The 20629-nt window shown below is 62.4% G+C and carries 19 protein-coding genes; 7 read left to right on the top strand and 12 right to left on the bottom strand.

Annotation, left to right across the window (positions count from 1 at the left end; translation table 11 throughout):
- Entirely contained in the window at positions 1-504 is a 504-nt protein-coding gene (locus NMG80_RS35875; RefSeq protein WP_254022517.1) for a DUF3280 domain-containing protein, read from the bottom strand.
- 251 nt (positions 505-755) lie between these two features.
- Between NMG80_RS35875 and aspS the strand changes: the two genes are divergently transcribed.
- Positions 756-2546: an aspartate--tRNA ligase gene (aspS, locus tag NMG80_RS35870; protein ID WP_254022525.1), complete on the top strand. Its 1791-nt coding sequence runs from the start codon at positions 756-758 to the stop codon at positions 2544-2546.
- Between the two features lie 184 nt (positions 2547-2730).
- Here the strand turns inward: aspS and NMG80_RS35865 are convergent, their stop codons facing one another.
- Positions 2731-3921 (bottom strand): aq_1923 C-terminal domain, encoded by a 1191-nt coding sequence (locus NMG80_RS35865; RefSeq protein WP_254022516.1) that lies wholly within the window; start codon positions 3919-3921, stop codon positions 2731-2733.
- 268 nt (positions 3922-4189) lie between these two features.
- On the opposite strand from NMG80_RS35865, the gene parC reads away from it, so the two are divergent.
- On the top strand, positions 4190-6442 hold the full coding sequence (gene parC / locus NMG80_RS35860) for a DNA topoisomerase IV subunit A (protein ID WP_254022515.1): 2253 nt from the start codon (positions 4190-4192) through the stop codon (positions 6440-6442).
- 262 nt (positions 6443-6704) lie between these two features.
- Complete coding sequence (locus tag NMG80_RS35855; protein WP_254022514.1) at positions 6705-7913, top strand: AI-2E family transporter; 1209 nt, start codon at positions 6705-6707, stop codon at positions 7911-7913.
- Here NMG80_RS35855 and NMG80_RS35850 read toward each other — a convergent pair.
- The 3 genes from NMG80_RS35850 to NMG80_RS35840 all read right to left on the bottom strand — a co-directional run bounded on the left by NMG80_RS35850 (position 7901) and on the right by NMG80_RS35840 (position 10291).
- Positions 7901-8797, bottom strand: a complete 897-nt coding sequence (locus NMG80_RS35850; protein WP_254022513.1) for a DMT family transporter — start codon at positions 8795-8797, stop codon at positions 7901-7903. The genes NMG80_RS35855 and NMG80_RS35850 overlap by 13 nt on opposite strands.
- A 121-nt stretch (positions 8798-8918) precedes the next feature.
- Positions 8919-9683 carry an arginyltransferase gene (locus tag NMG80_RS35845; protein ID WP_254022512.1) on the bottom strand — a complete coding sequence of 255 codons (765 nt, stop codon included), beginning with the start codon at positions 9681-9683 and terminating at the stop codon, positions 8919-8921.
- 137 nt (positions 9684-9820) lie between these two features.
- Positions 9821-10291, bottom strand: coding sequence for an RDD family protein (locus NMG80_RS35840; RefSeq protein ID WP_254022511.1), 471 nt, complete (start codon positions 10289-10291; stop codon positions 9821-9823).
- Positions 10292-10595: 304 nt separating this feature from the next.
- Between NMG80_RS35840 and sthA the strand changes: the two genes are divergently transcribed.
- The gene (sthA, locus tag NMG80_RS35835) at positions 10596-11984 is read left to right on the top strand and encodes a Si-specific NAD(P)(+) transhydrogenase (RefSeq protein WP_254022510.1); all 1389 of its coding nucleotides are present in this window, start codon (positions 10596-10598) and stop codon (positions 11982-11984) included.
- A 3-nt stretch (positions 11985-11987) separates the two neighbouring features.
- Here the strand turns inward: sthA and NMG80_RS35830 are convergent, their stop codons facing one another.
- The 5 genes from NMG80_RS35830 to NMG80_RS35810 form a co-directional block, all read right to left on the bottom strand.
- A complete protein-coding gene (locus NMG80_RS35830; RefSeq protein WP_254022509.1) occupies positions 11988-13094 on the bottom strand; it encodes a substrate-binding domain-containing protein in 1107 nt (368 codons plus the stop codon).
- Positions 13094-13711, bottom strand: coding sequence for a 5-bromo-4-chloroindolyl phosphate hydrolysis family protein (locus tag NMG80_RS35825; RefSeq protein WP_254022508.1), 618 nt, complete (start codon positions 13709-13711; stop codon positions 13094-13096). Before NMG80_RS35825 ends, NMG80_RS35830 begins: the two co-directional genes overlap by 1 nt.
- An 8-nt stretch (positions 13712-13719) precedes the next feature.
- The gene (locus NMG80_RS35820; RefSeq protein ID WP_254022507.1) at positions 13720-15291 is read right to left on the bottom strand and encodes a VWA domain-containing protein; all 1572 of its coding nucleotides are present in this window, start codon (positions 15289-15291) and stop codon (positions 13720-13722) included.
- Between the two features lie 8 nt (positions 15292-15299).
- Positions 15300-16379, bottom strand: coding sequence for a toxic anion resistance protein (locus tag NMG80_RS35815; RefSeq protein ID WP_254022506.1), 1080 nt, complete (start codon positions 16377-16379; stop codon positions 15300-15302).
- A 132-nt stretch (positions 16380-16511) separates the two neighbouring features.
- On the bottom strand, positions 16512-17177 hold the full coding sequence (locus NMG80_RS35810) for an alpha/beta hydrolase (protein ID WP_254022505.1): 666 nt from the start codon (positions 17175-17177) through the stop codon (positions 16512-16514).
- A 203-nt stretch (positions 17178-17380) separates the two neighbouring features.
- Between NMG80_RS35810 and NMG80_RS35805 the strand changes: the two genes are divergently transcribed.
- A complete protein-coding gene (locus NMG80_RS35805; RefSeq protein WP_254022504.1) occupies positions 17381-18598 on the top strand; it encodes an OpgC family protein in 1218 nt (405 codons plus the stop codon).
- 8 nt (positions 18599-18606) lie between these two features.
- Here the strand turns inward: NMG80_RS35805 and NMG80_RS35800 are convergent, their stop codons facing one another.
- Positions 18607-19689, bottom strand: coding sequence for a LacI family DNA-binding transcriptional regulator (locus tag NMG80_RS35800; RefSeq protein ID WP_254022503.1), 1083 nt, complete (start codon positions 19687-19689; stop codon positions 18607-18609).
- A 115-nt stretch (positions 19690-19804) separates the two neighbouring features.
- Here NMG80_RS35800 and NMG80_RS35795 point away from each other — a divergent pair, with 115 nt between their 5' ends.
- Together NMG80_RS35795 and NMG80_RS35790 are read left to right on the top strand one after the other, a co-directional pair.
- A complete protein-coding gene (locus tag NMG80_RS35795) occupies positions 19805-19948 on the top strand; it encodes a hypothetical protein (RefSeq protein ID WP_254022502.1) in 144 nt (47 codons plus the stop codon).
- Positions 19949-20016: 68 nt separating this feature from the next.
- The gene (locus NMG80_RS35790; RefSeq protein WP_254022501.1) at positions 20017-20181 is read left to right on the top strand and encodes a hypothetical protein; all 165 of its coding nucleotides are present in this window, start codon (positions 20017-20019) and stop codon (positions 20179-20181) included.
- Between the two features lie 32 nt (positions 20182-20213).
- Here NMG80_RS35790 and NMG80_RS35785 read toward each other — a convergent pair whose 3' ends face one another.
- Positions 20214-20588 carry a DUF423 domain-containing protein gene (locus tag NMG80_RS35785; RefSeq protein WP_254022500.1) on the bottom strand — a complete coding sequence of 125 codons (375 nt, stop codon included), beginning with the start codon at positions 20586-20588 and terminating at the stop codon, positions 20214-20216.
- Positions 20589-20629: the final 41 nt, after the last annotated feature.

The raw sequence follows: 20629 nt of genomic DNA, 5'->3' as shown, positions 1-20629 counted from the left end.
CTACCGAAGAATTCTGTTTGTCATCAGCCATTTCACGGAACGGGGCCACGCGTAATTCGCACCCATGCGAAGATCGGTAAAGCCCTGCGAAACAGGTTTCCCGGTTTCAGCGTCGAGGATGCGAATGAACATCGTATGCTCTGTTCGGTTGACGCGCGTTACGATGCCTAGCAAGGCAAGAGACGCGCCGTGCTCTTTGGCGATTTTGCTTTCACAGCCCCCGCAATTGCGCAACCCATGCGGAGCAGCCGCCTGCATATCACTCGTGGGCACGTCAACCACTGTAAAACGCCCGGACTGGGAGAGCATGTCCTTCGCCATTTGTGCGGACTCGGACAGATAGCGCCTATCGTGTTCATCCGGCGGAATTATTCCTGCACCAGCGCTCTTGTCTTCCAATTCGAAAGGAAACACCTCGATTGACATCGGCTTTGTCTGGGCGTGTGCAAATGCGCAGATGCCAACAAGCAGCGTCATCAGGACAGTCAATGTGCGGATGCGCACGGTAGTCCTCCCGTCAATGTGACGGCCATTGTACACGGCTCGACCACCCTAATCACGGTCAAGAAGAGGAAATTCCACACTCTGACTGTGGTGTGGAGTTTTCACACAGCCTCGGACGAATGCAGAATCAAGATGCTGCCCGGGCGCCGCCTGCCTTGACAAAGCCGGCCGCTCATGTGCTTTTCGCGCAAATTTTCGGGCCGGGCCATCATGCCTTGGCCGCAATCAAACATCCGGACCTACCAATGACAATGCATCGTTACCGCAGCCACACCTGTGCCCAGTTGAGGAAGAGCGACGTCGGCTCTTCCGTTCGCCTGTCGGGCTGGGTGCATCGCGTGCGCGACCATGGCGGCCTGCTGTTCATCGATTTGCGCGACCACTATGGCCTGACCCAGATTGTCGCCGACCCGGATTCGCCGGCTTTCAAGATTGCCGAGACGGTGCGCGGCGAATGGGTCATCCGCGTCGACGGCGAGGTCAAGGCCCGTCTGGCCGAGACCGCGAACGCCAATTTGCCGACCGGCGAAATCGAGGTTTTCGCGCGCGAGATCGAAGTCCTGTCGGCGGCCAGGGAATTGCCGCTGCCGGTGTTCGGCGAGCCGGACTATCCCGAGGACATCCGCCTCAAATACCGCTTCCTCGATTTGCGCCGCGACACGCTGCACAAGAACATCGTGGCGCGCACGAAGATCATCGCCGAGATGCGCAAGCGCATGGGCGAGGTCGGCTTCACCGAATTCTCGACGCCGATCCTGACCGCTTCGTCGCCCGAAGGGGCGCGTGATTTCCTGGTGCCGTCACGTATCCATCCCGGCACCTTCTACGCGCTGCCGCAGGCGCCGCAGATATACAAGCAATTGATCATGGTGTCGGGCTTCGACCGTTACTTCCAGATCGCGCCTTGCTTCCGCGACGAGGACCCGCGCGCCGACCGCCTGCCGGGCGAATTCTACCAACTCGACCTGGAGATGAGCTTCGTCGAGCAGGACGACGTTCTGGCGACCATGGAGCCGGTGATGCGGGGCGTGTTCGAGACCTTTGCCGCCGGCAAGCCGGTGACGCAGGAGTTTCCGCGCATCGCCTATGATGTCGCCATGCGCAAATACGGCACCGACAAGCCCGACCTGCGCAACCCGATCGAGATGCAGGCGGTCTCCGATCATTTCCGCGAGTCCGGCTTCAAGGTGTTCGCCAACATCCTTGCCAACGACCCGAAGGCCGAGGTCTGGGCCATTCCGGCCAGGACCGGCGGTTCGCGCGCTTTCTGCGACCGCATGAATTCCTGGGCGCAAGGCGAGGGCCAGCCCGGTCTCGGCTACATCTTCTGGCGCAAGGAGGGTGAGAAGCTCGAAGGCGCCGGTCCACTCGCCAAGAACATCGGCGAGGAGCGCACCGAGGCGATCCGCCTCCAGCTCGGGCTTGCCGATGGCGACGCCGCCTTTTTCGTCGCCGGCGACCCGAAAAAATTCGTCTCGTTCGCGGGCGCGGCGCGCACCCGCGCCGGCGAGGAGCTGAACCTCGTCGATCGCGACCGATTCGAACTATGCTGGATCGTCGACTTTCCCTTCTTCGAATGGAACGAGGACGAGAAAAAGATCGATTTCGCCCACAACCCGTTCTCGATGCCGCAGGGCGGCATCGATGCGCTCAACGGCGAGGATCTGCTCGGCATCAAGGCGTTCCAGTATGACATGGTCTGCAACGGTTTCGAGATCGCTAGCGGAGGCATCCGCAACCATTTGCCGGAAACCATGGTCAAGGCATTCGAGACTGTCGGGCTCAATCGCGAGACGGTCGAGGAGCGCTTCGGTGGCCTTTACCGCGCCTTCCAGTACGGCGCACCGCCGCATGGCGGCATGGCGGCCGGCATCGACCGCGTCGTCATGCTGCTGGTCGGTGCCAGGAACCTGCGTGAAGTGACGATGTTCCCGATGAACCAGCAGGCTTATGATCTGTTGATGAGCGCGCCGTCGGAAGCCAGCCCGCAGCAGCTTCGTGAATTGTCGCTGCGCATCGCGGTGACCAAGAAAGAGGGTTAAAAACCTCCCGCAACAGGCTCTAAACGCTGTCGGTTTGCGCTGGCCATCATTGCCCTGCCCGTCCTCCGCAGCAGCTGCGCTGCAGCTGCGGAGGGTGGACCGGGCATTTCTCCCCGTATAGTGACGGGGAGAAAGACACTGTCACAAATGAGGGGCGGCGCTGACGCTCCCAGGCCCGCTCCAATCAGTCTTCGTTCGCCTTGACCGTCACGCCCAGAGTCTTCGTCAGATCCGCCGGGTTGGACATGGCGCCCGCCATGATCAGTGCGAACGGCACCGCTGTCGGGGGCTCGGCCAGGATCTCGATGCTTTGCGGATCATCGAGATATTTGCCGACCGCAGCCGACACCTGCGCTGTCAATTCAGGATTGTTGAGCTGCGCCATGCCGAAAGGCACGACCGCCTTGGCCTGGTTGGCGACGTCCTTGCCGGACATGCCTTGCTGCTTGCCGACATAGTCCAGCACCTTGTTGGTCAGCGAATCGTCGTCGAAGCGGATCGAAGCGCTGTTGAACGAAAGCTGCTGCAAGACGCCAAGCATGGCCATGCCTTGCGCCGAATTGTCGGCGCCTTCGGGCTGCGCCGCCATCTTCTTCTGCATCTCCTGCAGCGACTTGATGACGTCAAGCGTGTAGCCGCCGAAACCGAAGGTCATGCCGAGCGTTCCGGCATTGTCGACGGCGATGTCGTATTTCGACAGCTCCATCTTGCCGTCCGCAGGCTGCCAGGTGCCCTCCATGGCAAGGTTTCCGGTGATATTCTGGTAACCGAGCGCGTTGATCACCTCCTTGGACTTCGGGTCCTCGACCAGCGTCAGGTCGGCATTGAACTTTTCCGTGGTGCCGGAAAACGCCATCGCCTTGCCGTCGGCCGGCGGGGTGATTTCGATGGCGAGCCCGTCCATCGAGAAGGCGGTCTTGTCGGCGACCTTGACCGTCATGTTGTCGAGTTCGGCCGATTCATACATCATCATTGAACCCAGCGGGCCTGTGGCGCCGTCGGCCGGAACGGTCATGTCGTGGATGATAAACGGGCTGAGGTCGAGCGTGACGCCGTTTTCGCTGTGCTGGAATGCCGAAGTCGAGACGGTTTCGATTTTATAACCGCCATTGGCTTCGCTCACGCCTTCGAGTTTGATGTCGCCGATCTTGAGCGCTTCCTTTTCGGCCGCCGGTTTGAGGGCTACGCCTTGCAGCACCATGCTGGAGGCATCGCCCGTCACCCCGGTCCAGGAGATGTCGACGCCCTGGGCGGCGAGAGCCGCCTTCAGCCGGTCGGCGACCGCCGCATCCTGCGCGAACGCAGCGTTCAGCGGCAGCGTCAGCAGCAAGGTCGAAAAGGCGAGTTTGTTGAGTGTCGAGCGTCTGATCGTCATTGCAGTTCCCTGAGAGTTGTCCTGAAGATTGTCTTTTCAATTCGTTGCGCCGTCACCCTTCCGTGACGAACTGGACGGGAAAAAGGCGTTCTCCCGCACAATGGTCGAAAATCACGGCGAAAGGCAAATCCGATCCATTTGCCTTAGAGCCGGGATGTAACCGATTGATGTTGGTCGGCGCAGCAGTGCGTCCAGTTCGTGTTGCGCAAGAGGCTGGCCCATTCAAGCGCCTCTTGCCGCGAATCACCCGCTCGGCTAGTCCCAGCCCATGGGAAAAAGGCTTTTGCCGCCTGGCGATGGCGGTGGCGACAACATCGAGCCGGTCGATCTGAAGAAAGCGCTGGAAGAGCGCTATCTCGCCTATGCGCTGTCGACAATCATGCACCGGGCGCTGCCGGATGTGCGCGACGGGCTGAAGCCGGTCCATCGCCGCATCATGCATGCCATGCGGTTGCTCAGGCTCAACCCCGACCAGGGCTTCGCCAAATGCGCCCGCATCGTCGGCGAGGTGATGGGCAAGTTCCATCCGCATGGCGACCAGTCGATCTACGACGCACTGGTGCGGCTGGCGCAGGATTTTTCGATGCGCTATCCGCTGGTCGACGGCCAGGGCAATTTCGGCAATATCGACGGCGATAACGCCGCCGCCATGCGCTACACCGAAGCGCGCATGACCGACGTGGCGACCGAGCTGCTGTCGGGCATCACCGAGAATGCGGTCGACTACCGGCCGACCTACAATGAGGAGGACGAGGAGCCGGTCGTGTTGCCCGGCGCCTTCCCCAACCTGCTCGCCAACGGCTCGTCCGGCATTGCCGTCGGCATGGCGACCTCGATCCCGCCGCACAATGCCGCCGAGCTCTGCGACGCTGCCCTGCATCTGATCGAGCATCCGGATGCGCCGGTGACGACGTTGATGGATTTCGTCCAAGGTCCGGATTTCCCGACCGGCGGCATCATCGTCGACAGCCGCGCTTCGATCCTCGAAGCCTACGAAACTGGTCGCGGTGGTTTCCGCGTCAGGGCGAAATGGAGCCAGGAGGACCAGGGCAGGGGCACCTGGAGCATCGTCGTCACCGAAATCCCCTATGGCGTCCAGAAGGCGCGGCTGATCGAAAAGATCGCCGAGCTGCTGATGGCGCGCAAATTGCCGCTGCTCGAGGACATCCGCGACGAGAGTGCCGAAGACGTCCGCGTCGTGCTGGTGCCGAAGAGCCGTTCGGTCGATCCCGGCATCCTGATGGAATCGCTGTTCAAGCTGACCGAGCTCGAAAGCCGCTTTCCACTCAACATGAACGTCCTGTCGCGCGGCAAGATACCCAACGTGCTGTCGCTGAAAGGCGTGCTCAAGGAATGGCTGGAGCACCGCCGCGAGGTGCTGATCCGCCGCTCCAGGCATCGCCTCGGCGAGATCGAAAGGCGGCTGGAGATCCTCGCCGGCTATCTGATCGCCTATCTCAACATCGACGAGGTGATCAGGATCATCCGCGAGGAGGACGAGCCCAAGCAAGTGATGATGGCGCGCTGGTCGCTCACCGACAACCAGGCCGAAGCCATCCTCAACATGCGGCTGCGCGCCCTGCGCAAGCTCGAAGAATTCGAGATCCGCAAGGAATTCGACGGTCTCACCACCGAGAAAAAGCAGATCGAGGCGCTGCTTGCGTCAGACGCCAGGCAGTGGTCGACGATCAAGTGGGAAGTCTCCAGCATCCGCGAGAAATTCGGACCGGAGACCGCGCTCGGCAAGCGCCGGACCCAGTTCGCCGACGCCCCCGAACATGACCTGACCGATATCGCCCATGCCATGATCGAGCGCGAGCCGGTCACCGTGGTCGTTTCGGAAAAGGGCTGGCTCAGGGCGATGAAAGGTCACCTGACCGACCATTCGCTGCTGACCTTCAAGGAGGGTGACAGCCTCAAGCTCGCCTTCCACGCCCAGACCACCGATAAGGTGCTGGTCTTCACCACCGGCGGCAAGTTCTACACGATCGGCGCCGACCGGCTGCCGGGCGGGCGCGGCCATGGCGAACCGATCCGCATCATCGTCGACATGGACAACGACCAGGACATCGTCACCGCCTTTGTCCATGATCCCAAGCGCAAGCTGCTGTTAGTGTCGCACGACGGCAATGGTTTTGTCGTGCCGGAAGAGGAAGTCGTCGCCAACACCCGCAAGGGCAAGCAGGTGATGAACGTCAAGGCGCCCGACGAGGCCCAGCGCTGCATGCCGGTCGCCGGCGACCATCTCGCTATTGTCGGTGAGAACCGCAAGATGCTGGTCTTCCCGCTGGCCGAGATCCCTGAGATGGGTCGCGGCAAGGGCGTACGCCTGCAGAAATACAAGGATGGCGGCGTCCTCGACCTCAAGACCTTCACGCTCGCGGAGGGTCTCTCCTGGCAGGATTCTGCCGACCGCACCTTCACCAAATCACGTGAAGAGCTGGTCGAATGGACTGGTGCTCGAGCCTCCGCCGGACGCATGGTGCCAAAGGGATTCCCGAGGACGGGGAAGTTTGGGTAGGTAATCTCCCCCCTTGAGGACACTTGGGGGGAGATGGCCGGCAGGCCAGAGGGGGTCGCCGCGCATGAAGCGCCAGCCTCCTTTGTTCATGGTAAGGGGTCGCGTCTGAACGTTCCGACCCCCTCTGTCGCCTTCGGCGACATCTCCCCCTCGAGGGGGGAGATTAGCAGCATTTGGAATGTCGTCACGATTGCTGCACTATGATGGTGCATAAGCATCGCTACATAGAGCGCGGATACACGCGTTTGGGAGAAATGGGCACTTGAAGGAAACCAGGGTTCGGAAACCGGAAGGGCAGCAGCGCCTGTTCGGCCTGTCGACGCCGGTTAGATCCGCGGTCATTCCGCCGCTGTCGGCGGCGCGGTGGCTTCTGGTGCTGATCGTCGCCGCCGGGGTCTATTTCTTTCATGGTTTCCTGGTCCCGGTGCTGGCTGCTCTGGTCATCGCCTTTGCCAGCTGGCCGCTCTATCGGCGGTTGCTTGCTGCCGTCGGCGGCAACCGCACGGTCGCCGCGACATTGGCGATCCTGTTCATCCTGACCTTCCTGGTGGTGCCGATCGCGCTCGCCGGCGCCTACGCCAGCAACGAAGTCCGCGAATGGGTTGGCTGGGCGATCGAGACCAACCGCCATGGCGCGGTGACGCCGCACTGGATCGCTACGCTGCCTGTGGTCGGCGACTGGCTGAACGAGCAGTGGACGCGCAATCTCGGCCATCCCGGCGGCATCGGCGAACTGATCCAGCTGATCAGCGGCGCCAACATCGGCAGCATCTATCGCGGCGTGCTGGCCGCCGGCGGCAGCGCCTTCGGCCTTCTGCTGGCGCTGCTGTTCATGATGATCGCGCTGTTCTTTGCTTACCGCGACGGTGAGCATTTCGCCGGGCAGGTCGACCGTCTCGGCGAACGCATCCTGCCGACCAGGTGGGAGCGGATTTCACGCGTCGTGCCGGCGACGATTTCCTCGACGGTGACCGGCATGACCATTATCGCCATCGGCGAGGGGGTGGTGCTGGGCGTGGCCTACTGGCTGGCCGGCGTGCCGTCGCCGGTGACGCTCGGCGCCCTGACCGGCATCATGGCGCTGATCCCCGGCGGCGCACCGCTGTCCTTCACGCTTGTTTCGATCTATCTCGCCGCCAGTGGCTCGCCGATGGCCGGTTTGGCGCTGTTCATCTGGGGAAGCGTCGAACTGTTCATCGTCGACAAGACATTGCGCCCGAAGCTGGTCGGCGGCCCGATAAAGCTGCCGTTCCTGCCGACCTTTTTCGGCCTGATCGGCGGCGTCAAGACGATGGGCTTTCTTGGCCTGTTCATCGGTCCGGTGCTGATGGCGTTGCTGGTCGCGATCTGGCGCGAATGGCTGCGCGAGGTGGAATTGGCCGACGAGCTTGCCCCCGCAGCACCGGCGGAACTCGAAGGGGCGCCGCCGCAGATCGAAATCGTTGCCGAGAAGAAGTCTCAGGCCGGGTGACGGACGGCAAGGGTGGCGCGGCGCTTTCGCCCCTCATGCAGCTGCCATAGCGAATGGGCGACCAGCGTGACGATCAGGATCGCGCCGCCGATCAGGCTGTTGCGCGACGGCATCTCGGCAAAAATCATCCACATCCAGACCGGCGCCAGCACGGTTTCGAGCAGATAGAACATCGCAACTTCCGGTCCCGAAATATATTTCGGTCCGTTGGCGAGGCAGAAGAACGAGATCGGCATGATGACGGCGCCGTTGAAGATGATCCACCATGGCGCGTTTACCTGGAACCCTTCGCCTGAAACCATGAACACCGCCACGACCAGGGGCAGGATCACGCCGATCAGCGAAGTGAACCCCATGTCCTTGCCGCTGGCGCGCGAGATGGTGATGGCCAGCGCAATGAAGAAAGCCGAGCACAGCGCCATGAGGTCACCGAACAGGTGGCCGGTGCCGATCGAATCGCCGACAATAATCGCCACGCCGACGATCATGACCAGCATCGCCATCACGGTGACCAGTCGCGGCCGCTCCTTCAGGAACAGCCAGGACAGCAGCGCCGCGAACACGGTGTTGAAGGCCAGGATGAAGACCAGATTGGCGGTCGTGGTGTAATAGATGCTGGTGACGAAGGTGACCGAGGTCAGCCCATAGCATATGGCGACGACGAGCCCCGACCAGCCGGGGATGAGCTGCGGCGCGTTCCGGCTCAGCGAACGCCACACAGCCCAGATGATCAGCGCCGCGACCAAGGTGGTGCCGGTGCGCAGCAGGACGATCGTCCATGCGCCGCCGTCGGCGAGCCGGATCAGTGGAATGTCGATGGTCAGCGTCAGCCCGCCGATGGCGGTGATGAAAAGACCCTTCTGGTGATCGTTGTTGGACGACATGGCAGTTCTCGCAATGAACCTGGAGGCAGGCAAAATTGGCCCAGCTCTGGCGTTTCAGCCAAGCAGCCGAAAACCAGTTCCTCCATGAAGCAGTTTTAAGGATGATTGGCGAAGGAGCGGATCAGCGCGAAACCGCTTCGTGGTCGTAGCGTTCCCAGCCTTTCGGGCCGAGATGCTCCTGCGGCATGAAGCGCATCTTATAGTTCATCTTGCGCGAGCCGTTGACCCAGTAGCCGAGGTAGACATGGGGCAAGCCCATCGCCCTGGCGCGAGCGATGTGATCGAGGATCATGAAGGTGCCGAGCGAGCGGTCCTCGAAGTCCGGATTGAAGTAGGAATAAACCATCGACAGGCCATCGGCCATCTTGTCGGTGAGGGCGACTGCGATCAGCTCGCCCTGGCCCTTGCCGGTGATGAAGCTGTCGGGGCCGCGGCGCCGGTATTCGATGACCTTGGTGTCGACATGCGTGTCCTCGACCATCATGGCGTAGTCGAGCACCGTCATGTCGGACATGCCGCCGCGGCGATGGCGGGCATCGAGATAGCAGCGGAACAGCGAATACTGTTCGGTCGACGGTTGCGCGTCGTGCATCGCGCCGATGAGGTCTGAATTGTGCTGTATCACCCGCTTCATATTGCGGCTGGCAGTGAATTCCTGGGCCAGGATGCGCACCGAAACGCAGGCGCGGCAGGTCTCGCAGGCCGGCCGATAGGCGATGTTCTGCGATCGCCGGAAGCCGCCTTGCGTCAACAGGTCGTTCATCTCCGATGCCTTGTCGCCGACCAGATGCGTGAACACCTTGCGCTCGAACTGGCCCTCAAGATACGGGCATGGCGACGGCGCGGTCAGGAAGAACTGCGGCGACTGGGTTGGATGCTGCGTCATCGAACCTTGGAAACACTCCTGCGAATCATCATACCTTTGGCGCGCACGGCGAAAAATTCAACAGGATTGTGAAAGCGTGGCTATCGGACGCCTTCACTTTGCACATAAATGCTCGCGGGGACTGGTGAAAAGCTGTTTCAGCGGTCACTGCGGCTGACCACCGTGCCGAGCAGCAGGTCGTGCAGCGTGCGCTTGCGGTCGGCAAACAGCGACACCAGAAGGACCAGCGGCGTCAGGATGACGTTGCCGGCCCAGAACAGCACCGAATGCACCACTGCCGTCAGCCCGTCGATGCGGGTGCCGTCCAGACGGTCGAGCCGGATCCCCATCATCTTCATGCCTGTCGTGGCCTGGTCGGCGCTGCCGAGCGTGTTCCAGATGTAGAGGATGGCGACGGCCGGCACGAGGACGGAAAACAGCATCCAGCCAAGGCCTAGCGTCAAAACCCCGAGGAAGAACACCAGGATCGCGAACGGAATGGTGAGCAGCGCGACGATGCAATAATCGATGATGAAGGCGAGGACACGCCGCGTGCGCACGCCATCATAGGCCCTGGCATCATCGAGCCTGCTGGTGGTGATTTCGCCGTCGAGAACGCGCGCGTTCATGTCATTTCCTCGTCAATCTCGCCCAGGCCAGGGTGCGGGCCGCCTGATGTTGAAATGGTGAAGTCCTGCGGCGGAATCAAGATCAAGCCTTTTTTCGGCCTGCGACTGGAGGCAGCGCCGAATGTAAGCCTGAATCGGTTGAATTTACAGCCCGGATGACGTTAGTTTGCTGCAGCGCACAAAGCGCGCCTAGAGCGCCGCGCGTCCTTTTGGACGCGCAAAAACGCTCTAGCACTTTCAATCGGCGCATGACTCCGAAAGCCGAAACCAGTTTTCGGGGTTATGCGCGAGGGGACGGCGCGACATGGACTACGACATGCTGGTCATCGGCAGCGGGCCTTCCGGGCGCCGCGCCGCGGTGCAGTCGGCCAAGCTCGGTAAATCCGTGCTGGTGGCCGACAGGGGCCGGCGCCTTGGCGGCGTGTCCGTCCATACCGGCACCATTCCGTCGAAGACCCTGCGGGAAACCGTGCTCAACCTCTCGGGCTGGCGCGAGCGCGGCTTCTACGGGCGTGGCTACCGGGTCAAGCAGGATATATCGGTCGGCGATCTGATCGAGCGCCTGCACAAGACGCTCGATCACGAGGTTGAGGTGCTGCAGCACCAGTTCATGCGCAACACGGTCAAGAGCGCGCGCGCCACAGTCAAGTTTCTCGGTCCCAACAGAGCCAGCCTGACGACGGATACCGGCAACTACAGCGAAGTCGGTTTTGCGCATGCGCTGATCGCTGTCGGCACCCGCCCGCACCGGCCGCGCGACGTGCCCTTCGATAAGTCCCGTGTCTTCGACAGCGACGAGATGTTGGAACTCGAGCGCCTGCCGCGGACGCTGACGGTGATCGGCGCCGGGGTCATCGGCGTTGAATACGCGACGATCTTTTCGGCGCTCGACGTGCCGGTGACGCTGGTCGAGCCGCGCGACACCATCCTCGATTTCGTCGACCGCGAGATCGTCGACGATTTCATCCATCAGATGCGCGACCGCGGCATGACGATCCGGCTCGGCAGTGCGATCAAGGAGATCGCCTCGAAACCCGACTATGCCGAGGTGACGCTGGCCGACGGCCGCAGCATACGCTCGGAGATGGTGCTTTATGCGGCGGGGCGCACCGGCAATGTCGGCGCGCTCGGCCTCGATGTAGTCGGCATCGAGGCCGACTCCCGGGGCCGCATCAAGGTCGACCCGCAGACCTTCCGGACCACCGCGCCGAACATCTATGCCGCCGGCGACGTCATCGGCTTTCCGAGCCTCGCATCGACCTCGATGGAACAGGGCAGGGTGGCCGCCTGCCACGCCTTCGGCGTGCCGTTGCCGCCGCCGCCGGAAACCTTTCCCTACGGCATCTACGCCGTGCCGGAAATCTCGACCGTCGGCCAGTCCGAGGAGCAGGTGCGCGAGAGCGGCGGCGCGTATGAGGTCGGCGTGGCGCGCTTCCGCGAAACCTCGCGCGGCCATATCATGGGCGTCAACACCGGCTTCCTGAAGCTTCTGTTCTCGATCGAAACGCGCCGGCTGCTCGGCGCGCACATCGTCGGCGAGGGCGCGACCGAACTGATCCACATCGGCCAGGCGGTGATCAATCTCGGTGGCACCGTCGATTTTTTCGTCAACAACACCTTCAACTATCCGACGCTGGCCGAAGCCTACAAGATCGCCGGGCTGGATGCCTGGAACCGGATGGGGCGAAGTTAACCACTAACCCTCCATCTGGGCGAGCAGCGCCAGCATCACGTCGGCCGAAGGCATCGGCAGCACCGCCTCGATTTCGGCCGGCCGCACGCCTGCGATCGTGCCGCTGCCGGCGGCGACGGTGCCGAGCGGCCCGCGAAAACCGTGCTTCGACCAGGCCAGTTCCTGCAACTGCGGGCTGGTCAGGGCCCCAAGCACCGTGTCCACCGCCGGATCGATGACGATCAGCGGGTGCGCCGAATAGACGGTCGGCCGGGGATAGAGCATTTCGGGCTTCGCCCCGGTGCCGGCCTGCACCCTTTGCCAGCGCGCCGGATCGGCAAGCGCCCATTCCACCAGCTGGTTTTCATAGCCCACCGCCATCGGCTCGGCGCCGAGCCCGCCGGCGATATACTGGTCGAACAGCTTTCCCGACGAGGACGACTTCAGCCCCATGCTGCGGAAAAGCGCCTTCGCTTGATCGCCATGCTGGGCGAGTAATTCCTGCGTCGCCACGTCGCCGCTCATCAGGCTGAGCACCAGCCCGGCGAACATGAAGCCGGAGTTGGAACGATTGGGGTCCGTGGAGACGATGCGAGCCCGGCCGTAGAGTTCGTCGACGCCCAGAGCCGACCACGTTTTGCCGGCGAGCACAGCGTCAAGCAGCGCCTTGAGATCGAGCTGATTGTAGCCGCCCTTGGCGGCGACGCTCACCAGCCCGTTCTTTTTCAGACTTTCGACCACCGGCCCCCATGTGTAGACAACGATCGGCGAGTTGAGCACGACCTGATCGTTGCGGATCGCCACGCCGCTCTTGCGCGCCAGATCGACCATGATCGACGATGACGGCCAAAGGAATTGCGGCTTTTGCGACAGCAGTGCCGATTCCCGCACCATCTCGACGGAGCCGGCGACGCGTGCATCGAGTTGCAGGCCATAGCCACCGAGCGCACGAACGACGTCGGGGTCGGCCAGGAACGCCTGCTTCTCACCGCCGATGAAGCCGAACAGATGCGCTCTGTTGCCGAGATAGCCCCTGAACTCCGGGCGATCTTTGAGCGTCAGATAGCCGCCGGTTCCGGCAGCGGCGGCACCGAGCAGACCCAATCCGAAAGCGCGGCGCGAAATGGCCATCAGCGACCGATATCCTCTTTCAACGACTCCTGTATGAGTCGCAGGTAGACGTCGAGCGTGCCAAGCTCGGAGTCGGCCAGACTGTCCGCATAATGCACGAAAGCGTCCTGGAGCTTGGTGATCACGGCACCGACGCTGGCCAGCCGCACCTGGCTGGGCGTACGCCGGTTTGCCAGCGTTGCATAACCTTCCGCGACTTCCGCTGCTTGCGGCACATAGTAGGTCAGAAAACGCCGCACGGCCGGCGCGCTCTCGGGCTTGGCTTCCACCCTGGAGATCACGTCGGCGGCTATGTCGGACAGGTTTTTCACCTTGGCTTGCATGTCCTTGTCCGAGATCGAGCGGGCCGCCGCCGCGAGCCTGTCGGCCGCCGGTTGCGCCTGCGCCAGAAGCTCGCGCGCGAACGCCACCTTGCTGCCGCTGAGCGAGCGCAGATCGAGTCCTTCGAACAATTGGCGCGGCGCCAGCACGAACACCAGCCCGGCAAAGACCAGCACGGAGATGATGGCCGACACCAGGAATGGAAAGTGAGTCAGGAAGCTCAAGCCCAGCAGCAACGCGGCCGATACCGCACCTGCCGCGATCCAGTTCCAGTCGTTGCCGAACAAGCCGCGCATGCAGTAGCCTAATTGTAGCCGCGGGCGGCGCGGAAGGCGCCGGCAAGATCGCCGCTGCCATCGAAGACCCGTGCCGACGTTGCCTTGGCGAGGCTGTCGAGCTGGCTCTTGTCGGCGTCGCCGAAGGTGATGCCGAACACCGGCACGCGCACCGGCGCATTCCGCCACTGGTTGAGGAACATCTCGGCGCCGCCGTCGGTGCGGCCGTCTGTCATGATGACGATGGCCGGCAGATATTTCGACAGATCGGCCGTCGCCGTGATTTTCTGCAGCGCCTGCTCGGCGCAGGCATACATGTCGGTGCCGCCGCCGGCGTGCTGCTCCGCGACCGCCGCCAACAGTCGGCTCTGGCCGGCCGGATCGCCGCTCGCCTCGAAATTGTCGCGAACGGCGCTGTCGAAAGGCAGCACGAAGATATGGTCCGATGGCGTCCATTGCACCAGCACTTCGCTGGCCTTTTCCGGCGTGAACAGGAACTGCGCGGCCGCCTGCAGCTGCTTTTCGCCCTGGTCCTCCATGGAGCCGGAGAAGTCGAAGCAGAGCGCGGTCAGCGACGGCTTGCGCAAGGCCTGCTGGTAGAGGTCGAGCGCATTGCGGATCACCGCGGGCTCGGGCATGCGGATCGACGTCACCAATCTGCCCGGATCGAAGTTCCAGTCCGGCTCGGCCGTCGCCTGGATCGCTGGGCCGCCGAGCGGCAGCCGCCTGCCGGTGTCGGCGATGCGTTTGCGCACCGCGTCCGACTGCAGATAGGCGAGCAGGTCGGTGAAGAATTTTTCGATATCCGCGCCGCGTCCGTGATCGATGAAGCCAAGCGGCGAGTCCCCGACGGCAACACCGTCGGCCGGATAGACGGCATATAGCGGCTCCTTGCTCATCTGCTTGAGCTTGTCGTTGGTCTCTTTCAGCGTCGCCTCGTAATTCCACATCGCATCGTAGACCGTGCCCTGGCTCGCGGAATCGATATAGAGGTCGGCCAGCCAGCCGGACGAGCCGGACGAGCGCTCGACGCCTTGCAGCAGGGCGCCAACCGCCTCGCGTACATCAGGCTTGTCGAGATCGCCGGGCTCGATCACTTCCTTGCCGCCAAGCGCGCTGGATAGCATGGCGAGATAGGCGCTGGCGCCGGAATTGGACTGCGTCGCCGAGGTCATCAGGAATTTGAGCTTGCCGGCCTTCACCGCGGCATGGATGTCCTTCATGAAAACCTGCTTGCTGACCCAGCCGAGTTCGGCCGCCTTGGATTTGCGCACGCCCAGAATGACCGGCATCTGCGCGATCGAAGTGAGATTGCGCACCTTGCGGCCGGAATCGAACAGATCCACCCAAACGCTCGAAGCCGGCCAGACCGCATCCTGGTCGACTCCGCCAGGCTTTTGCAGGCCAAGCCCGATGTCGAGCGACCCTTCATAGGCGAAGGTGCAAGATGCGTCCTGCTTGCTGCAGAACTCCTGGACGATCGGCTCCAATACGGTGTTTTCGGAACCGGAAACGATGGAGAATTTGACGTTGCTGGCGTTGCACGCCGACAGCAACACCGAGAAAGCCAAGAGCAGAACGGACGTCAGCGTCTTCGGCATAAAGCTCTCTAGGCTTGAGTCAGCGCTTTCTTCAGATCGACGGTCATCTGGTCCATCTGTTTTTCGGCGTCGGCCCGTTTCTGGCGGCCCTCCTGCTGGACCTTGAGCACGCCTTGCACCGTATCGATGAGATCGCGGTTCGCCTGCGCCAGTGTTTCGACATCGACGATGCCCCGCTGCGCCTGCTCTTCGATGGAGATGGCCTGATCCTTCATCATCTTGGACGTCTGGCGGATCATTTCATTGGTGGCGTCGGTCACGGTCTTTTGCAGTTCAAGCGCCGACTTCTGGTTGGTCAGGCCGAGCAGGATGACCATCTTCTGCTTCCATGCCGGAACGGTCAGTGCCGAGGTCGCCTGCAGGTTCTCGATCAACGTCTCGTCGCCGGACTGGACAATGTGGATCTGCGGCAATTGCTGGATACCGAGCTGGCGCGCCTGCACCAGGTAGAAGATGCGTTTTTCCAACCGGTCCAACGCCTGGACGGTGTCCTGATAGGTTTGGGCTTCCAGCGTGCCACCGACATCGCCGCCGGCTGCGTCCGCCGCCGTCTTCAGCTTGGGCAGTTCGTTGGCGCGGAAGTCTTCGATGAACTTCTTGCCGGCCTGCACATAGGCGTCGAGCTTAACAATCGATACCTTGGTCTGCTCGTGCAGATCGTCGAGCACGGCAATGTCGCGCCTTAGCGTATCCTTGTGGCGGTCGAGCTCCAGGCCGATGCGGTCGATCTGCCCGGCAACGTCCTCGTATTTTTCCTTGAAGCGTTCAAGTCTTGCTTTGAAGGAGCTGAACAGACCGCTCAAGAACCCCTGGTCTTTGAGCGAGGCCGGATCGAGGTTCTTGGCCTTCATGATGATGTCGGTCAAAAGCTCGCCGGTGTCGCCGAGATCGCGATTACGTAACTGGCCGAGGATCTTGTCGGCATAGTCGCTGACCGCCTGCTGGGCGCGGTCGCCATAGACCGAGATCGCCGCACGATCGCGAACATCGATCGTGCTCTCTATTCTTGCAACATCGGATGGATTGGCCGCGATTGCCGGCTGCTTCGAGGTATCGTCGAGCACAGTGATGCTGTTCTTGTCGGCCATGCAGACCTCCCCCTCACGTGAACAGTATCTCGATAGACAGTCAGTTCGACAGACATATGTCGGCGCTGTGGACAATGGAAGGGCCTCGCGGGGCCATATATGCGAATGCTGTCCGCCCGAAGGCGTTAATGCTCAACCGGCCCGTGCGACCGTTGCGCCGGCCAGCCATTGCCTGATGATTTCAGCATCCCGATCGCCGATTTCATGACCGGAGGCGATGGTGTGGGCGTCGACCTCGGCGCCGTGTGATTCGAGCAATGCGACCAACGCCGGCGCGAAGGGCGCGTAGGTCAGATCATCTGCGCCGGCGATGATCAGCACGCGCGCTTTGGACAGATCGGCCGGGGGGACGTCGTCGAGCACCGGCATCGGGCGCAGCAACGCTGCCCGTTCGATGAGGCCGGAATGGAGCAGCATCACGCTCGAAACCAGGTTGGCGCCGTTCGAATAGCCGAGGAAAATCGTCCTGGCGAGATTGAGACCATGGCGCTTCGCGGCCGCGGTGATGAAGCCGGCGAAAGCGTCCGCCTCGGTGCGGATGCTCTCCTCTTCGAAGCGCGTCGGCGTGATCCGCGCGAACCAGCGGAAACCGTCCTCCTGGGCGAGGCGGCCACGCACCGCCACCAGCACGGCGCGCGGCGCGATTTGCCGCCCCAGCGCCACCAGCGTCGTCTCGTCGACACCGGATCCATGCAGCAGAAAAAGGCATTCGCCGCTCGCATTCACCGGTCGATAAAGGCGGTACAAAAACGGCAGGTCGCGCCGCAAAAAGCCGTCTTCCGGAGGTTTTTCGGCCATATTGCATCCTTTTGATTTCGTGTGATTTTTAATCATTTGCCGGCTTCAAAACGGAATATTTTCGGGCTCCTTCAAAGTTGATCGAACCGGGCGCATTTCAGTCCGTTTGTTTGCCGATATGCTCCTGCGGGAGGAATCGAAGCGGTGCGTCCGGCGGTCGCATCGATCGCGGCATGAACAACCAGCTTTGAGGCCTTTTATCGATGACCATGCCAATTTCACCGGATCGCGATACGCGTATCCCGGATCGCGGCACGCATATCCCGGATCGCGATACGCGCATTGATGTGTTCCGCGCTCTCGCGCTGCTGATCATATTTGTCGACCATGTGCCTGGCACAGTTTTCGAAACCCTGACCTACAAGAATTTCGGCTTTTCGGATGCCGCCGAGGCCTTCGTGCTGATCTCCGGCATGTCCGTCGCGCTCGCCTACGGCTCAAAATTCCAGTCCGGAGACCGGCTCCTGGCGACACTGAAATTGTGGCGCCGCGCCGGAGTGCTCTATGTCGCGCACATTGTCATGACGATGGCGGTGGTGGCCATCTTCTGCGCGGCGGCGATGTTCGCGAAACGGCCGGACATGCTGACCCTGATCAACATCGAGCCGTTGATCAGGGACCCGCAACAAGCGCTGATCGGCATCGTCACGCTTGGCCATCAGCTTGGCTACAACAATATCCTGCCGGTCTATGCGGTGCTGCTGCTGATGGCGCCAACCTTCCTGCTGTTCATCAGCTACCGGCCTTGCATGGCGCTCGCCGTGTCCGGAACTCTGTGGCTGGTTGCCGGGATCTACCAGATCGCTCCGCCTAATTATCCGGAGCCCGGCTTCTGGTTCCTCAATCCGCTGTCGTGGCAGTTCCTCTTCAACATCGGCCTGGCGAGCATGCTGCACATCAGGCGCGGCGGCGCCATTCCGCTCAATCGCTGGCTGGTCGGCGCGTCGGTGGTCTATGTCGCGACGGCGTTGGTCTGGGTGCACAGCCCGCTATGGGGGCACGTGTCGTGGCTGAACCTGCCGGTGGTGCTGACCGGCTTCGACAAGACCTTCCTGTCGCTGCCGAGGCTGCTGCACATCCTGGCGGTGAGCTATCTGATCGTGGCGTTTCCTTCTGTCTCCAACCTGTTCCGCACCAGCCGCGACCATCCGCTCGCCATATTGGGCAAGCGATCGCTGCCGGTTTTCATCGCCGGCACGCTGATCGCCATGGCGGCGCAGGTGATGAAGTTGATCAACCCGGGTGGATTTGCCTATGACAGCCTGCTGATCGCCGCAGGCATCGCCATGCAGTTCGCGCTCGCCTATTATCTCGAATGGCTGGCGGCTATTGGCGGCAGCAGCAAGCCGGTCCGCAGCGAGGCGCCGCCGGTCCATGCATCCTTCGGGATGGGCGGCATGGCGGCAGGCATGAATCGATAGCGTCGGGCTCAGGCTGTCTTGGGCGGAGATCCCGAAGATGCCCTGACGACAAGCTCGACGCCAAGCGTCTCGCGCCGCACCGTGCCGTCGAAATCGAGGATCGATCGCGCCGCCCGGCGGCCGATCTCGGCGATCGGCTGCGCGACCGTGGTCAGCGGAGGATCGCAAATTGCGGCGTCGGGCACGCCGTCGAAGCCGACGACGGAGACGTCGCCGGGAACCGCAATGCCACGCGCGGCCAACCATTCGATCGCGATCATGGCGATCCGGTCCGACATCGCCACGATGGCGGTCGGCGGCTCTGCCGAGGCGAAGATCGTCTCGAGGCCGGCCCTTGTGCTGGCTTCGTCGTTTTCGGTCTCGTATACCGGTATCCCTGCGGTATCGACGCCGTACCGGGAAAACGCCTCGAAATAGCCGACGAGGCGATCGCGTGTGCCGGTGTAGAGGGCCGTCCGGACCTTCTCCGGCGAGACAAGGCCGGTGCTGCCGTCGGCGAAAGGCAGCGCCAGCACGGCGAAGCGCCGATGGCCGAGCTCGGCGAGATGCTGCGCCGCCAGGCGGGCGCCGGCGACATTGTCGACGCCGATTGCCGAAACAGTGTCGTCGTCGAAGCCGAGCTCAAGCGCGACAAAGGGGAGTTTGCGTTCGCGCGTCAGTTCGACAAGCCGTGAGCCGCCCTCGATGCAAAACAGGATGAAGCCGTCGACCAGCGCGCTCTGGATGTTCCAGGCAAGTTTTTCCTCGTTGCCGGCCGATACCAGCGCTATTCCCGCGCCGGTGGCGTCGCATGCCTGCGAGATGCCGGCCATCATTGCGCGGGCAAAGGGATCGTCGAAGAAATAGGACAGCGGCTCGGTCGTGGCGACGCCGATCGCGTTGACCTTGCCGGCGCGCAGCAGCCGGCCCTTCGGGTCGGGACCGGCATAGCCCATCGCCTCGGCCGCCGCCTTGACCCGTTCGCGGACTTCCTCGCGCACGATCTCGGGACGGCTGAACACGTTGGAGGCGGTGCCGTGCGAAACCCCAGCGGCCTTGGCGATGTCGGCCAGCCGGATGGGTCTTGTATTGCCTTCGGTAGATGACGCCATTTTTCTGCCTCCAGCCTGCTATCTAGCATCTTTGTTGGATCGATTCAAATTTTGCTTGACATCAGCGCGGGCCGGGCATAAGTTTGAATCGATCCAATCTGAAAAGGAGCGAGCCATGCACCCCGTCAACTATCTGTTCGAGGACATCTATCGCAACGACTGGAGCATAATTTCGAAGGCGGTGACCCGGACGCGTCGTGGCAGCGCCGGCCCGTGGATTCGCGATCTGCGTTTTCTCGTGGAGCGCAAGCGGAGCTGATCGGCACGGCATTTTCGGGCCTGTCGATTGGATCGATTCAAATCTCAAATCGAGAAAGGAAACTAGCCATGCACCCGATCAATCATCTGTTCGAAGAGATCTATCGCAACTATTGGGGCATCTCGCCGGCCATCGACAGGCCGGAGCGGCGGCGCCTGGCCAAGCCGGCGGCACGCAATCGTGACCTGCCGGTCTGGCCAGAACGCAGGCAAGAGTGGCCATCGTCTGACTGACCGTCGTTTGGCGGAAGCCGAATCCGGCCGCCTCAGGAGCGCGGGCGCCTCAGCGCCGAGGCCGCAACCGCCAGCCAGCCGGCGATGAGCAAGGTGCCGCCAATCGGCGCCGACATCGGGAAAAGCCGCGAGCCGAGGAAGTCACGGGCGAGGAGATCGCCGCAGAATAATACAAGTCCGACAAGAAGGATGAAGCTTGCGCTTCGCATGATCCGGTTTGCGCCACCGAGGCCGACGGCAAGAAAGACCGGTGCATGCATGAGCAGGAAGGACGCGACCGTGCCGACGAAAGCGCCGCCCAGATGTGCCGCCGCGGCAGAAAGCGCCACACCGGCCGCGCCGCACAGGCCACCGGTGAAAACGAGGATGCGGCGGCTGCCGCTTGCTGGGTGGTCGGCCGTGTCCATGTCTCTGGTCTCCGTGAAGTGGTGATGGCCCGCAAACGGTC

Source organism: Mesorhizobium escarrei, assembly GCF_935825525.1.
Taxonomy (GTDB): domain Bacteria; phylum Pseudomonadota; class Alphaproteobacteria; order Rhizobiales; family Rhizobiaceae; genus Mesorhizobium; species Mesorhizobium escarrei.
Note: the sequence above shows the minus strand (reverse complement) of the source record. Positions and strands in the feature narration are given on the sequence as shown.